Consider the following 14,784-nt stretch of genomic DNA (forward strand, 5'->3'; position numbering starts at 1 on the left):
GAAAACCCGGTGGGAAAGAAGTGCAGGAAGAATCGGGCAAGAATTGCACTAATTTAGTGCACGGCGAGTATTTTCAGTGCAGCGGGGGAAAAACCTGAATCATGATGCTTATTGATGGTGCGAAGCCATGAATAGACTGTCAGTCTGCACCACACAAGGCGGTGCAGACTGAGATACTATCTCAGGTAAGTCTCAGTGCGCAGGGCAAGGCTCCGTGCTGGTGGCGGCAAGATCCTCTCCGGCGAGCTGCAATTGATACATTTGATAATAGCGCCCCTGCTGTTGCAGCAGTTGCTCATGCGTTCCCCGCTCAACGGTTTGCCCATGATGGAGCACCATAATCGTGTCGGCCTCAACGATAGTGGAAAGCCGATGGGCGATGATAATCAAGGTCGTTTGTTCCCGGATAATGCGCAGCGCCTTTTGCACCGCCTGCTCCGTACCCGAGTCAATATTCGCCGTCGCTTCATCGAGAATCAGGATTTTAGGCGTTTGCACCAGTACCCGCGCAATCGCCAGCAGCTGCTTCTGTCCGGTAGACAGGTTATTCCCCTGCTCACCAATGCGCGTGTGCAATCCTTCCGGGAAAGCACGAACCAGTTCGGCAAGCTGCACCACTTCCAGCACGCGCCAGACGGCCTCTTCACTGATATCACGCCCCAGCGTTACATTCACAAACATGGATTCCGCCAGAACAACCGGATCCTGTTGCACCATTGCCACATTTTGGCGCAACACCTCATGAGAGAGCGTCGACAGCGGGCGGCCATCAAGCCGAATCTCGCCCTCATCCGGCGCGTAATACCCCATAAGCAAACTGGCTAGCGTACTTTTCCCACTGCCGGTATGTCCGACCAGCGCGACGAATCCGCGCTCAGGTATCGCCAGAGAAATATTCTGTAGCACACGTTTTTCTGTGCCATACGAGAAAGAAACCTCATCAATATCGACGCGCCCAGTTGCCAGAGGACGATCATCATCGCCGTAGCTCTGCTTTTTGCCATCCATCAATTCAAAGATACGCTCACCAGCGACGACCGCCTGCTGTAACATGGACTGCTGGGTTGTCAGTTCAATCAGCGGTTCATTCAGACGGCCCAAATAGTTGATAAACGCGTACAAGACCCCGACGCCAACCGATCCCATTGAGCTGAAACCAAATTGGATTAACAAGCCACACAGTACCATTGCGGCAAACAAGCTCAGCAACGGTCGCAGCAGGAAACCTTCCAGACGCAGGGCCTTCATCCGCGCTTCATAATGTTCATGGCTGGCTGCGCCCAACTTCTTGCCAAAGCGAGCCTGCTGGCGAAACTGCTGAATGACGCCCATGCCATTAATCACTTCGTTGAAACCATCATTGATGTCGGCCAGATAGCTTCGTACCTTGCGCACAGTCGGCGTACTAAAGCGATGGTACAGCACCATAACCGTCGCTACCGCAGGGAAAATCATCAACGCAACCAGCGCCATCTGCCAGTTCAGACTGAACATCGCCACCAGCATGGCACCAACCAGCGCCGCACTGCGTAATACCGTTGACACCACCATGACGTACAGGTCTTTGACCACTTCGGTGTCATTGGTAACGCGTGAAATCAGTTGCCCGACAGGCTGCGTATCAAATGTACTCAGCGGCTGGCGCAATGCCGCATCCATCACATCAATGCGCAGTTGCTGAACGACACCGACCGCGACCCGGTTAAACAGTAGCGTCTGAAAATAGTGCAGCGAGGCTGCCAGAATTTGCAGCAGGATATAGGCCATTGCCAGACCAGCCGCAATCGCCAGCGGGAATTGGCCTTTTGCTATCAAATCATCAATAAAATAGCTCACCAACACGGGGCCTGAGACTTCAGCGATTGCGGCAATCCACAGCATCAGGACGCCCTGCATCAGCGGTTTTCGCCAGGGGGAGCCATAGGCCAGCAAACGTTTCAGGGTTGGCCAAAACTGTTGAGGGCTATTCATTTTTCGTTCCTTCCAACTGCGGCACATCATCCAGCGCCGCCTCTAGCTGTTGATAACGGTACATATCCCGATACCAGCCAGGTTGTGCCGCCAGCGTCCGGTGTGTGCCACGCTGCACCGTTTGTCCTTGCTGCAACACCACAATTTCATTCGCTTCGGTTAGGGCTGACAGGCGGTGTGCGCTAATGATCACCGTCCGTTTTTCACCCCATGTTTTGAGATTCTGTAAAATCTGATGTTCCGTTCGCCCATCAACCGCAGACAACGCATCGTCCAGCACCAGAATTTCAGCATCCAGCAGTAATGCACGGGCAATCGCGATCCGCTGTTTTTGACCGCCTGATAGCATTACGCCGCGCTCTCCGACCTCTGTCTGATAACCCTGAGGCAAACGCAGAATGTCGTCATGAACGCTGGCAAGCCGTGCCGCTTGTTCAATCTCTTGTTGGGTAGCATCAGGCCGACCCAGTGCGATGTTTTGCGCCACCGTATCGGAAAACAAAAAGGGCATTTGCCCCACAACGGCAAAACGGCTCCGCAGTTCATCCAGCCGAATAGCGCTCAATGGACGATCGTGATAACGAATCTCTCCCGATTGAGCATCGAAATGACGCAAAATCAACGCCAGCAGCGTACTTTTACCCGATCCTGTCGGTCCACATAGCCCCAGCATATTGCCCGGCGCCAGCGTAAACTGAATATGTTGTAAAGCATCACGGGTATTATCCGGGTAGCGAAACGCGGAGATATTCACCTCAAGCACGCCCCGCTCGGCAGGTAATGATTCCTCACCGTCTTTCACCACGAGATCTTCCGCAAGCAGTTGGCGAATACGGCTATATGCCGCGCTACCACGCTCAACAATATTAAACATCCAGGCCAGCGCCAGCATCGGCCAGATCATCAACCCGAGATACATAACAAAGCTGGTCAACAAGCCCAAGGTCAGTGAACCATTAATCACCATCCAACTGCCGCCGCCAATCGCCAGCAAATTCGACAGCCCGACGGCAATATAAATCGTGGGATCAAAGCGGGCATCAACTCGGGCGACGTGCATGTTCTTGGCACCAGCATCTGCCGCAACCTGCGCAAAACGCGCGGACTGATAGTTTTCCAACCCGAAGGCTTTAATCATCCGAATGCTGGTCAAACCTTCCTGCGCCTGATCGTTAAGCGAAGAAAACGCGGCCTGTGCGGATTTAAAGCGGTTATGCAGTTGGGTACCGTAGCGTTTGATGAAAATCGCCATGACTGGCATCGGAAGCAGCGCCAGCAGGGTCAGTTCCCAACTGATTTGAGTACACATGACAACCAGCACGGCACAACCCATCACCATCGAATCGACCAGCGTCAGCACGCCTTCTCCGGCGGCAAAGACTACACGATCAACATCGTTAGTCGCTCGCGCCATCAGATCGCCAGTTCGGTGACGTTGATAAAATGCCGGATGCTGGCGGCTCAGTTGGCGGTAAAAATCCTCTCGTAGCTCAACCGCCAACTGGTATGACGCGCCAAACAGAAACACTCGCCACACATAGCGCAGCAGATAGACCATGACGGCAGTCAGCAGCATCACGCCAATCCACTTCATCATTTCGGTCATCGACATGCCGTGCTGCGTTACACCATCGACAATCACGCCGACCAATTTAGGGGGCAACAATTGCAGAATGGCAATTGCAATCAATAGCGCAACAGCACCCAGATAGCGCCGCCATTCGCGGCGAAAATACCAACTCAGTTGAGCAAACAGTCTCACGCGGTTTTCATTCCAATAGCCAAACGGGTCATGACAGACTCAGACAAGTGATTATACAAAAGACGGATATACGATGAATCACAGGGATAAGGGCAGTGCCGTGGTATGTTTGATTCGTTCCATAGCAAAGTTAGATGTTACATCGACCAGCCCGGGAATACCATTCACCAGCCGCTTATAGAAATCATCATAGCTTTTCATATCAGCAACCTGAACCTGCATCAGGTAATCGTATTCGCCAGCCATACGATAGAAAGCCAGCACCTCCGGCATGTCAGATACTACGCGAGTGAAGGTCTGATACCAGTCACGGTTGTGCTGCTGCGTCTTCAATAAGACAAACGCCGTCAGCCCTAACCCCAGGCGTTCATTATCCAGCAACGCCACCCGAGCCCGGATGATTCCTTCCTCCTCCAGACGCTTCAGTCGTTTCCAACACGGCGTGGATGTCAGATTAACCGCATCGGCCAGCGTCTGTAGTGAAAGTGTGCAATCCTGTTGCAGCATATTCAGCAGTGTGCGATCAATTTTATCTAGCATAGTTTTACTCAATATAGCGCCGCCGATAGAAAACCTTGCCCTACTTTCCCCCATTAAGAGAGAAAAGCAATGTTCTTCCCATTAAAAATCGCCTTCAATATTCACTGACAACATCAAAAAACCACATCACCATTCGATAATGAAAAATCATAATGGATTGTATAATATGGAATTTCATTACCTTTTACAGAAGGTGATACCTTAAGCAGACAGATTGATTTCTACAATTCATTACGCATCAGCCAGTGACGTATTTTATGCCAATCAGGAGTGGCGAAACGATGACAAAGGATAAAAACAATAAACTCAGTACTATAGGTATGATTTTAGGCGCAATCGGATTAGTGATTGCCGTATCTTACTTTTGGGTCGGACCATCAACACCAGAAGTACCGATTGAAGAGCGAATCGCAGAAAAAATTGTCTCCATCCGTGATACCACGTTGGATAGATTAATGGGAAAAGCGCTCCCCACACCACCACAGCAATCCTCATTCAATGAAGAGCGGTTAGTCATTGCAGCAACATCCGTATTAGGTTGCCTTGCGATAATTTTCGCTGTTTTCGGCTTCGCTCGCCGTGAATCCACCAGACCTTGCATGAGCGCAGCCATGCTTGGTATCGCTGTGATCGCATTCCCTTTCATTATCAGTGCCATCAATATGGCATTCGCTTTAATGGCTCTCGTTGCGCTAGCAGCAGCCATCGCCATGTTTTTTGGGTAAGCATCCCCCAGCCAGGGGGATGGAAAATATTCCCAAAAAACCAGAAATAAAGAGTAAATATTTTCTTTAAATTGGTCATGAAGAGATAAAAAGATAACCTTTTTATCCTGAAAACTCGTTACTCTATTCGCATCACTGCCTAACCGAGTTTTCATCATGACCAATGCCTGGGTTAAAAATGCCATCAGCGCTATCGAAGCAGATTTTCAGCGTTCAGCTGATACGCATCTTATCCGTCTGACCCTGCCGGATTATCCGGGTATCTATTTTTATCTCAAAGATGAAAGCACGCATCCCAGCGGCAGCCTGAAGCATCGCCTGGCTCGTTCCTTATTTCTCTACGGGCTATGCAATGGCTGGATTAAAGAAGGCACGCCGATTATCGAAGCGTCATCCGGCAGCACCGCCGTCTCAGAAGCCTACTTTGCACGTTTGCTTGGCCTGCCGTTTATCGCCGTCATGCCTTCCTGTACCGCAAAAAAGAAAATCGAGCAAATCGCTTTCTATGGCGGGCGCTGCCATTTTGTCGAGCAGGCGGGACAAATCTATGCCGCATCCGAACAGCTCGCACAAGAGATGAACGGCCATTATATGGATCAGTTCACCTACGCTGAACGCGCCACCGACTGGCGTGGCAACAACAATATTGCCGATAGCATTTACCGCCAAATGGCACGTGAACCGCATACTGTGCCGGACTACATCGTGATGAGCGCAGGAACTGGCGGTACGTCAGCCACGCTCGGACGCTACATTCGCTATCAAGGCCTGGATACGCAACTGGTCGTCGTCGACCCAGAAAACTCCGTCTTCTACGACTGCTACCAGCAGCGGGATCGCTCTATCACAGGGCCATGTGGCAGTCGGATCGAAGGTATTGGTCGCCCGCGTGCAGAGCCTTCTTTTATTCCTGACGTCATTGATCACATGATCAAAGTGCCGGATGCCGCCAGTATTGCAACACTGTACTGGCTGGAAAGCGTGTTAGGTCGCAAAGCGGGAGCCTCTACCGGCACCAACGTCTGGGGTATGCTGCAACTGGCCAAAGAGATGGTGAGCAGGGGTCAAAAAGGCGCGATTGTGACCCTGCTTTGCGACAGCGGCGAACGCTATCTGGACACCTACTACAACAGCAACTGGGTAGAAAAAAATATCGGTGACATTAGCCCTTATCTCAGTGTGCTGAACACCCCAGAGATAGCTCACCTTTCCCCTGAATCCAACCTGACGTGAGGCTAGCGTATTCCGCACGCAGCCGCAGCGCTGAATGTGGGCTGTTTTCCAGGTAACATGGTTTTCAGATAACATGGTTTTCAGATAACCGCGCTTTTCAGATAACAGGTTTTTTCAGCTAACAGAGCTTTTCAGGTAAAATAGCGGCTTTACACCGCAGTACGTTACAGACGTATTGCGGTTAACGTCGCGTTAAGGTGAATGAAGAATGAAGCGTGCTGTTGTCGTTTTTAGCGGTGGACAAGATTCCACAACCTGCCTGATTCAGGCTTTGCAAGATTATGATGACGTCCACTGCATCACCTTCGATTATGGGCAACGCCACCGCGCAGAAATTGATGTCGCTCGGGAACTCAGCCAGAAACTGGGTGCAACGGCGCATAAGGTTCTGGATGTCGGCTTGCTGAATGAGCTCGCCACCAGCAGCCTGACGCGTGACAGCATCCCTGTCCCCGATTACGACGCCAATGCACAAGGCATCCCCAACACCTTTGTTCCGGGAAGAAACATTCTTTTCCTGACGCTCGCCGCAATCTACGCCTATCAGGTTGGTGCAGAAGCCGTGATTACCGGCGTGTGTGAGACTGATTTTTCCGGTTACCCAGATTGTCGCGATGAATTCGTCAAGGCACTGAATCAGGCTATTGTTTTAGGTATTGCCCGCGATATCCGTTTTGAAACCCCGCTGATGTGGCTTAATAAGGCCGAAACCTGGGCGCTGGCGGATCATTACCAGCAACTCGATACCGTTCGTTACCACACGCTAACATGCTATAACGGCATCAAAGGTGATGGGTGTGGTCAGTGTGCCGCCTGCCATCTGCGAGCAAACGGGCTTGCACAGTATCAAAATGACTCCGTGGCTGTCATGGCATCGCTGAAGCAGAAAGCAGGATTACGCTGATACTTCACTCCACCATTCAGAAACCGACACGCAGAAACATCACACAGTGTAAAAACAGCAGGCCACACCTTACAGGTAGTGGCCTGCTGCTTCATGTTAACGGCGAATCTCGTTTAGGTGTTCCAGCAGTTCTCCCTCCAGCGGCAGTGATTTTTGCGTCGATAAATCGATACAGACAAACGTCAGCGTGGCATCCGCCACATCGCTTTCATCAGACACTCGGGTTATCTTCTGACTTATCACGCCACTCTTCGTATTCATCTGCAGTAATTCACTATCAATACGCAGCACGTCACCGAGAACGGCAGGCTTGCGATAGTTGATATTGATGTTCACCACGACGAAAGCAATATTGTTGCTATGCATCCAACCAAAAGCGGGCAACGTTTCCAGCCATTGCCAACGCGCTTCTTCCAGAAACTCCAGATAGCGCGCGTTATTAACGTGCTGATAAACATCAATGTGATAACCACGAACGGTAATGAAAGTCTGCATAGCGGTGATACTCCTGTGACAACACTAACAACTGGTATGACCTGATAATTAGCCTAGCAGAGGTTCGCAGCCCAGAGGAAGTGCTCGACTGGGCTGCGACTGATATCACAGTTTTAAACGAGAGAGATTTCGCTCAACCAACGCAGCCCCAATTCCCGGGACCTCAGTTAATTGATCGATCTGAGTAAAAGGACCATTTTGCTCACGATAGTTAACGATCGCTTCCGCCTTTTTAAGGCCGACACCGTTCATTATTTCCGCCAAATCAGCAGCGTTTGCTGCATTAATGCTTACCTTATCCTCGTCACCATCAGGAAGCGTTGCTTTTTCCGCTTTCTGATCTGCTGGCGCAGACTTCACCACTGTCGCCGTACTGTCGGCGGCTTTAGGTGCCGCCTGCCCCAGTAATGGCAACCCAGACAAACTCATTCCGATGATTAAACACAGTGCTTTTATTCCTGATTTTTTCATGCTGTTTCCTCCTTGTGTGTGACAGCACGGCTACCTTGCCGCAGACCCATCAACACCGCAAACAGCAGAATTTAAATGTGGAAAAGGCCGCGAAAGCGGCCTTTTGTTGTTGCAACGATTTGCAAATTTTTGCGGAGCTTATTGCTGTTCTTGCGCCGCATTGCCCATCTTGATTTTCGCTTCACTACGCAAGCTGGACAGCAGAGAATCAAACAGCGCACCCAGAGAACCTTGCTGAACCTGGCTAGCAAACTGTGTTTTCTGCTCATCATTTAGCTGATGTGGCGTCACGCTATCCAGCGCGACCAGTACGACATTACCAGCCTGATCCTGAGTAATCGCATAAGATGGCTTATCTTTCTCTGGATGCGGCATAGCAAAGATTGCTTCGGCCGTTGCATCACCCTGAGAGATAGAAGACATCGTTTTTGCCTCACCAAAGCTCAGACCTGCAGCTTTAAGCGCGTCGTCTTTGCCTTGTTTCAGCTCAGCCAGAATTTTTTCAGCGTCTACACGAGTCTGCTGTTCAGCTTTCTGACGTTTCAGCGTCTCTACGATCTCGGTACGAACCTGATCCAGAGGGCGAGTACTTTCAGGCTTGTGCTCAGTGATGCGCAGAACGAAAGCACGATCGCCGTCGACGTTAATCACATCGGAGTTGTTGCCCGCAGCACCGTTTTCGCCCAACAGCGCACCGCTAAAGATAGCCTGTGTTACCGGCTGGAAGTTCAGCGCAGCGGGAATTTTCTCACGCGTAAACCAGTCGGTCTGCGTTGCTTTCACGCCGGCCGCTTCTTCTGCTGAAGCCAGAGATTCGTTGTCGTTACTGGCCGCTTCGCTGACTTTTTGTTGCAGCGCATAGTAACCATCCTGCGCTTTCTCGTGCTTCACTTTCTCAGCAATCTCGGCACGCACTTCGCTCAGCGGTTTGACCTGCTGCGGCTGAACATCATCCAGACGCACAACCAGATAACCAACAGATGATTTAATCGCTTCGGAAACCTGACCTTTCTCCGTCAGTTTTGCCTGCTTCAGCTCATCAATCATGCTGTTTTCGTCCATCCATCCCAGATCGCCACCGTTGCGGCGCGAGATAACGTCCGTTGATTTTTCTTTCGCCAGCGTAGCGAAATCACCACCTTGCTTCAGCGCATCCAGAACAGACGCTGCATCGGCCTCATTCTTCACCTGAATAACGCTGAATTTTTTTCGCTCAGGTTGGGAATAATCGCTCTTGTTCTGTTCGTAGAAATCGTTGATGGCAGCATCGTCTACTTTCACGCCGTCCATGATGCTTGCCGCATCCAGCGAGATATAGCTGACTTTGAATTCTTCTGGTGCGATGAAATTCCCTTTGTTTTGATCGTAATAACTCTGGATCTCATCGTCAGCAACCGTCTGCGCTTTCGCCTTGGCAGCAATATCAATGGTTGCAACACGGACAACACGATCTTGTGCAGCCAGTTTCACCAGATTATCGATCTCCTGCGGCAGCAGGAACGCGGTATTGCCAAAGCCACGAATCAACTGCTGTGAAGTCAGTTGTTTACGCAGCATCTGAGCATACATATCCGGTGTGACGCCAAGGCGACGAACCTGATCCAGATACTTTTCATTATCAAAACGGTTGTTGGTCTGAAACGCAGGAACGTCAAAGATCGCCTGTTTGATTTGCTCATCACTGATGTTCAGTCCCAGCTTGTTGGCATACTGATCCAGCAAGGTTTCATCAATGAGTTGGGAGAGTGCCTGCCTACGCAATTGCTGCATGTAGCCGTCATTACTCGCCAGAAGAGAGAAATTCTCACCCAAGGCTTCCTGCTGACGACTGCGTTCGTTCTGTACCGCCTGCTCAAGCTGTGCGCGGGTAATTTCCTGCCCGTTCACCTTTGCAGCGTAATCTCCTGAACCACCAATAAGATAATCACCAACGCCAGTTAGAACGAATGATGCGATGATCAAAGCAAGAATAATTTTGAGCACGACGTTATTCGCGGCCGTACGTAAATTGTCCATCATAATGTGACAACACTCCGCTGTAGAATGGATAAAACTCCCTGCGCTGGCCGGAGCCATGCATCCTTGCGATTGCTATAGCCCAATACAAGGCTAGGGCGCATTTAAGCTTATTGCCCGCCACGTTTTGCCATGTGTCGGGTATGTATAGTCCTAATAAATAAAAGGCACATCATAAAATGATGCGCCTCGTATCTTACCCTACCAATATCATTGCGTCAGGTATTGTTTGGCACCCAAAGTGGTTATCAGCCAAACCTGTGACGTAATAATCAGTTAACGGCGTCTTTCAGCGTTTTACCAGCACGGAATCCTGGTACTTTCGCCGCAGGGATACTGATTTCTTTACCAGTTTGCGGGTTACGGCCGGTACGAGCAGCACGTTCACGCACTGAGAAAGTACCAAAACCAACCAAAGCAACATCATCCCCTTCTTTCAGGGATTCGGTAACGGAACCAATAATTGCATCCAACACACGCCCTGCTGCCGCTTTGGAAATATCAGCATCTGCGGCAATTTTGTCGATCAATTGTGACTTGTTCACTCTGTCATCCCCTCTGGAATTCTCTTATCGCGCTTCAATGTCCCAAGACGCGACACGTGACTTATTATCAATACTGTCATGCCTAGCCTGTTATGGCTAAAACTAACAGTGCTCTAACTTAGCGGTACAAAAAAAAGCTGGCAAGCACGATTTCACTCACCAGCCCTGATTTTCTCAAGGGTTTTTGCGACAGGTCACTATTTTGCCTTGGCTTTGGTCTTGGCTTTAGGCGCCGTGACCACCTGCATGCCAGAAGGCGCATTCAGCAATGCGAGTGCCAATACTTCCTCGATACGTTTCACCGGATGGATTTCCAGATCGGCAATCACGTTCTGTGGGATATCTTCCAGATCGCGCTTGTTGTCATCAGGAATCAATACCGTCTTGATGCCACCACGGTGTGCTGCCAGCAGTTTCTCTTTCAGACCACCAATCGGCAGTACCAGACCACGCAGGGTAATCTCACCCGTCATCGCCACATCGGCACGCACCGGATTCCCGGTCAAACAAGAAACCAGTGCGGTACACATAGCGATACCCGCACTCGGACCGTCTTTCGGCGTCGCACCTTCTGGAACGTGAACGTGGATATCACGCTTCTCGTAAAAATCAGCATTGATGCCTAATTTTTCTGCACGAGCACGAACCACGGTAAGCGCAGCCTGAATCGACTCCTGCATGACCTCACCCAACGAACCGGTATAAGTCAGCTTACCTTTGCCCGGCACGCAGGCGGTTTCAATCGTCAACAGATCGCCGCCAACTTCCGTCCAGGCCAGTCCGGTCACCTGCCCTACGCGATTTTCATCGTCCGCACGACCATAGTCAAAACGCTGTACCCCAAGGAAATCCTTAAGGTTATCGCCCGAAATCTGGATATGCTTAGTGGATTTATCCATCAACAGCGTTTTTACTGCTTTACGGCACAACTTGGAGATTTCACGCTCCAGGCTACGCACGCCAGCTTCACGCGTGTAATAACGGATAATGCCAACAATCGCGCTGTCTTCTACCGAGATCTCACCATTTTTCAGCGCATTACGTTCGATCTGTTTCGGCAGCAGATGCTGTTTAGCGATATTCAGTTTTTCGTCTTCTGTATAGCCGGAAAGACGAATGACTTCCATACGGTCAAGCAACGGCGCTGGGATGTTCATCGAGTTAGACGTCGCAACAAACATCACATCGGACAGATCGTAGTCGACTTCCAGATAGTGATCGTTAAACGCCACGTTCTGCTCAGGATCGAGCACTTCCAGCAAGGCAGAAGCCGGATCGCCACGCATGTCAGAAGACATCTTGTCGATCTCATCCAGCAGGAAGAGTGGGTTTTTCACACCAACTTTTGCCATTTTCTGGATTAGTTTGCCCGGCATTGAACCGATATAGGTACGGCGGTGCCCGCGGATTTCAGCTTCGTCACGCACGCCACCCAGCGCCATACGCACATACTGACGTCCAGTCGCTTTGGCGATAGACTGACCGAGCGAGGTTTTACCCACGCCTGGCGGCCCCACCAGACACAGAATCGGCCCTCTGATCTTGCTGACACGGCTCTGTACTGCAAGATATTCAAGGATGCGTTCTTTCACGCGATCCAGACCATAATGATCGGTATCCAGCATTTCCTGCGCTTTCAGCAAGTCTTTCTTCACTTTGCTGCGCGCATTCCACGGCACCTGCACCATCCAGTCGATATAGCTGCGCACCACTGTCGCTTCCGCTGACATCGGTGACATCATTTTCAGCTTTTGTAATTCTGCTTCGGCTTTCTCACGCGCGTCTTTCGGCATTTTCGCCGCTTCAATCTTGCGTTTTAACGCTTCGTGTTCATCCGGTGCGTCATCCATCTCACCCAGCTCTTTCTGAATCGCTTTCATTTGCTCATTCAGATAGTACTCACGCTGGCTTTTTTCCATTTGCTTCTTAACGCGGCCACGAATCCGTTTTTCTACCTGCAACAGGTCGATTTCGGATTCCATCATCGCCATCAGGTACTCCAAACGTTCAGTAATATCGAACATTTCAAGTACAGACTGCTTATCAGCCAATTTCAGCGGCATGTGCGCAGCAATAGTGTCGGCCAAACGCGCAGCATCATCAATGCTGTTCAGCGAGGTCAGCACTTCCGGCGGGATCTTCTTGTTCAGCTTGATGTATCCCTCAAACTGATTGACCGCCGTACGCATGAGCACTTCTTGCTCGCGCTCATCAATCGCTGGGGAATCAAGATATTCTGCGTGTGCAGCGAAATGTTCACCGCTGTCAGAAAGCGTCGTAATACGCGCACGCTGTAACCCTTCGACCAGCACTTTTACTGTGCCGTCCGGCAGTTTCAGCATTTGAAGAATTGAGGCTACCGTCCCTACCGAGAAAAGATCGTTAATACTTGGCTCATCCGTTGAGGCTTCTTTCTGTGCCACCAGCATGATCTTCTTATCATGATCCATTGCGGCTTCAAGGCACCGAATCGATTTCTCCCGACCAACAAACAACGGAATGACCATGTGCGGATAAACCACCACATCGCGCAATGGCAATACGGGGATTTCTATGCGTTCGGAACGCTCAGGGTTCATAGAGCTCTCTCTTAGTTTCGTTTCCGCCAGGTTATGGGAATCTCGTGAAACGCGGTTTTCACGGGTTTCATCAAATAGGTATTTGAGTATATGGGGATAAATGTCTCACATTCAACGACCAGCATGCGTGTAAAAAACAAATGGGGGATAAAATCCCCCATTTTTATTTTTTGATACCGCCAAATTGATTAATTATTCGCCGGAAGCCTGCTGTGTCTCAGGTTTGCCATAGATCAGCAATGGTTCGGACTGGCCCGCAATAACGGATTCATCAATGACGACTTTATCCACGCTTTCCAGCGATGGCAGGTCATACATGGTATCCAGCAAAGCAGCTTCAACGATAGAACGCAGACCACGTGCACCGGTTTTACGCACCATCGCTTTCTTAGCAATCGCCGTCAGCGCTTCATCGCGGAATTCCAGCTCAACGCCTTCCAGATTGAACAGCGCCTGATACTGTTTAGTCAGCGCATTCTTCGGCTCACGCAGAATCTGAATCAGCGCGTCTTCGCTCAGTTCTCTCAGCGTAGCAACGACTGGCAGACGACCGATAAACTCAGGAATCAAACCAAATTTAATCAAATCACCTGGCTCAACCTTGCCCAACAACTCGCCTTCTGTCGCTTTATCTGCGGTGCCTTTAACCGTTGCGTTAAAGCCGATGCCGCGTCCCGTGTCGGTACGCTGCTCGATCACCTTGTCCAGACCTGCGAACGCACCGCCACAGATAAAGAGGATCTTGGAGGTATCAACCTGCAAGAACTCCTGCTGCGGATGCTTACGGCCACCCTGCGGTGGAACCGCTGCGATAGTACCTTCGATCAGCTTCAGCAGAGCCTGCTGAACGCCTTCACCAGACACATCGCGGGTGATCGATGGGTTGTCTGACTTACGAGAAATCTTGTCGATTTCATCAATGTAGACAATGCCACGCTGCGCTTTCTGCACATCGTAATCGCACTTCTGCAACAGCTTCTGAATGATGTTCTCAACGTCTTCACCGACGTAGCCCGCTTCAGTCAGCGTAGTTGCATCCGCCATAGTGAACGGAACGTCCAGGAAGCGCGCCAGCGTTTCAGCCAGCAACGTTTTACCGCTCCCCGTAGGACCGATCAGCAGGATGTTACTTTTACCCAGTTCGATCCCGTTGCTGCTGTCACCATTACGCAAGCGTTTATAGTGGTTATATACCGCAACGGCCAATACCTTCTTGGCCTGCTCTTGACCGATGACGTAATCGTCAAGGTGGCGGCGAATTTCGTGTGGCGTCGGCAACGCACTGCGCTCACGGTGGGGCGCCACTTCCTTAATTTCTTCGCGAATAATGTCGTTACACAAGTCAACACATTCATCGCAGATATACACCGACGGCCCGGCAATCAGCTTACGCACTTCATGCTGGCTTTTGCCGCAAAAAGAGCAGTACAGTAACTTTCCTGAACCGTCTTTGCGCTTATCTGTCATGAGTTAAACCTCTTTTTCGTCTTTTGCCCGCAGGCCAACCACAGCGATACCGCTACAACGAACGCCGATACTTATA

Annotated in this window: 12 protein-coding genes; 3 read left to right on the plus strand and 9 right to left on the minus strand. The window is 50.6% G+C overall.

The features are described from left to right. Positions 1–192 precede the first annotated feature (192 nt). The 3 genes from QWJ20_RS05140 to QWJ20_RS05150 all read right to left on the minus strand — a co-directional run bounded on the left by QWJ20_RS05140 (position 193) and on the right by QWJ20_RS05150 (position 4,273). Complete coding sequence (locus QWJ20_RS05140; RefSeq protein WP_433992007.1) at positions 193–1,971, minus strand: SmdB family multidrug efflux ABC transporter permease/ATP-binding protein; 1,779 nt, start codon at positions 1,969–1,971, stop codon at positions 193–195. Next, the gene (locus QWJ20_RS05145; RefSeq protein ID WP_119888082.1) at positions 1,964–3,733 is read right to left on the minus strand and encodes a SmdA family multidrug ABC transporter permease/ATP-binding protein; all 1,770 of its coding nucleotides are present in this window, start codon (positions 3,731–3,733) and stop codon (positions 1,964–1,966) included. Before QWJ20_RS05145 ends, QWJ20_RS05140 begins: the two co-directional genes overlap by 8 nt. Before the next feature lie 78 nt (positions 3,734–3,811). Continuing rightward, on the minus strand, positions 3,812–4,273 hold the full coding sequence (locus QWJ20_RS05150) for an Lrp/AsnC family transcriptional regulator (protein ID WP_433992008.1): 462 nt from the start codon (positions 4,271–4,273) through the stop codon (positions 3,812–3,814). 281 nt (positions 4,274–4,554) lie between these two features. On the opposite strand from QWJ20_RS05150, the gene QWJ20_RS05155 reads away from it, so the two are divergent. From QWJ20_RS05155 to queC, 3 genes are all read left to right on the plus strand, one after another. Further along, a complete protein-coding gene (locus tag QWJ20_RS05155; RefSeq protein WP_433992009.1) occupies positions 4,555–4,998 on the plus strand; it encodes a hypothetical protein in 444 nt (147 codons plus the stop codon). A 156-nt stretch (positions 4,999–5,154) separates the two neighbouring features. Further along, the gene (locus QWJ20_RS05160) at positions 5,155–6,231 is read left to right on the plus strand and encodes a PLP-dependent cysteine synthase family protein (protein ID WP_433992010.1); all 1,077 of its coding nucleotides are present in this window, start codon (positions 5,155–5,157) and stop codon (positions 6,229–6,231) included. Between the two features lie 208 nt (positions 6,232–6,439). Next, entirely contained in the window at positions 6,440–7,135 is a 696-nt protein-coding gene (gene queC, locus QWJ20_RS05165) for a 7-cyano-7-deazaguanine synthase QueC (protein WP_039485491.1), read from the plus strand. A gap of 96 nt (positions 7,136–7,231) precedes the next feature. Here the strand turns inward: queC and QWJ20_RS05170 are convergent, their stop codons facing one another. The 6 genes from QWJ20_RS05170 to clpX all read right to left on the minus strand — a co-directional run bounded on the left by QWJ20_RS05170 (position 7,232) and on the right by clpX (position 14,708). Beyond that, on the minus strand, positions 7,232–7,630 hold the full coding sequence (locus QWJ20_RS05170) for an acyl-CoA thioesterase (protein WP_039485489.1): 399 nt from the start codon (positions 7,628–7,630) through the stop codon (positions 7,232–7,234). 105 nt (positions 7,631–7,735) lie between these two features. Then, on the minus strand, positions 7,736–8,101 hold the full coding sequence (locus QWJ20_RS05175) for a helix-hairpin-helix domain-containing protein (protein WP_095698765.1): 366 nt from the start codon (positions 8,099–8,101) through the stop codon (positions 7,736–7,738). A gap of 138 nt (positions 8,102–8,239) precedes the next feature. After that, entirely contained in the window at positions 8,240–10,120 is a 1,881-nt protein-coding gene (gene ppiD, locus QWJ20_RS05180; RefSeq protein ID WP_095698764.1) for a peptidylprolyl isomerase, read from the minus strand. Between the two features lie 269 nt (positions 10,121–10,389). Next, on the minus strand, positions 10,390–10,662 hold the full coding sequence (gene hupB, locus QWJ20_RS05185; RefSeq protein ID WP_005976031.1) for a nucleoid-associated protein HU-beta: 273 nt from the start codon (positions 10,660–10,662) through the stop codon (positions 10,390–10,392). A 197-nt stretch (positions 10,663–10,859) separates the two neighbouring features. Then, positions 10,860–13,241, minus strand: a complete 2,382-nt coding sequence (gene lon / locus QWJ20_RS05190) for an endopeptidase La (RefSeq protein ID WP_039485486.1) — start codon at positions 13,239–13,241, stop codon at positions 10,860–10,862. 192 nt (positions 13,242–13,433) lie between these two features. Next, positions 13,434–14,708 carry an ATP-dependent protease ATP-binding subunit ClpX gene (clpX, locus tag QWJ20_RS05195; protein WP_039485483.1) on the minus strand — a complete coding sequence of 425 codons (1,275 nt, stop codon included), beginning with the start codon at positions 14,706–14,708 and terminating at the stop codon, positions 13,434–13,436. Between the last annotated feature and the right edge of the window lie 76 nt (positions 14,709–14,784).

The organism is Pectobacterium sp. S5, assembly GCF_051707265.1.
Taxonomy (GTDB): Bacteria; Pseudomonadota; Gammaproteobacteria; order Enterobacterales; family Enterobacteriaceae; genus Pectobacterium; species Pectobacterium polare.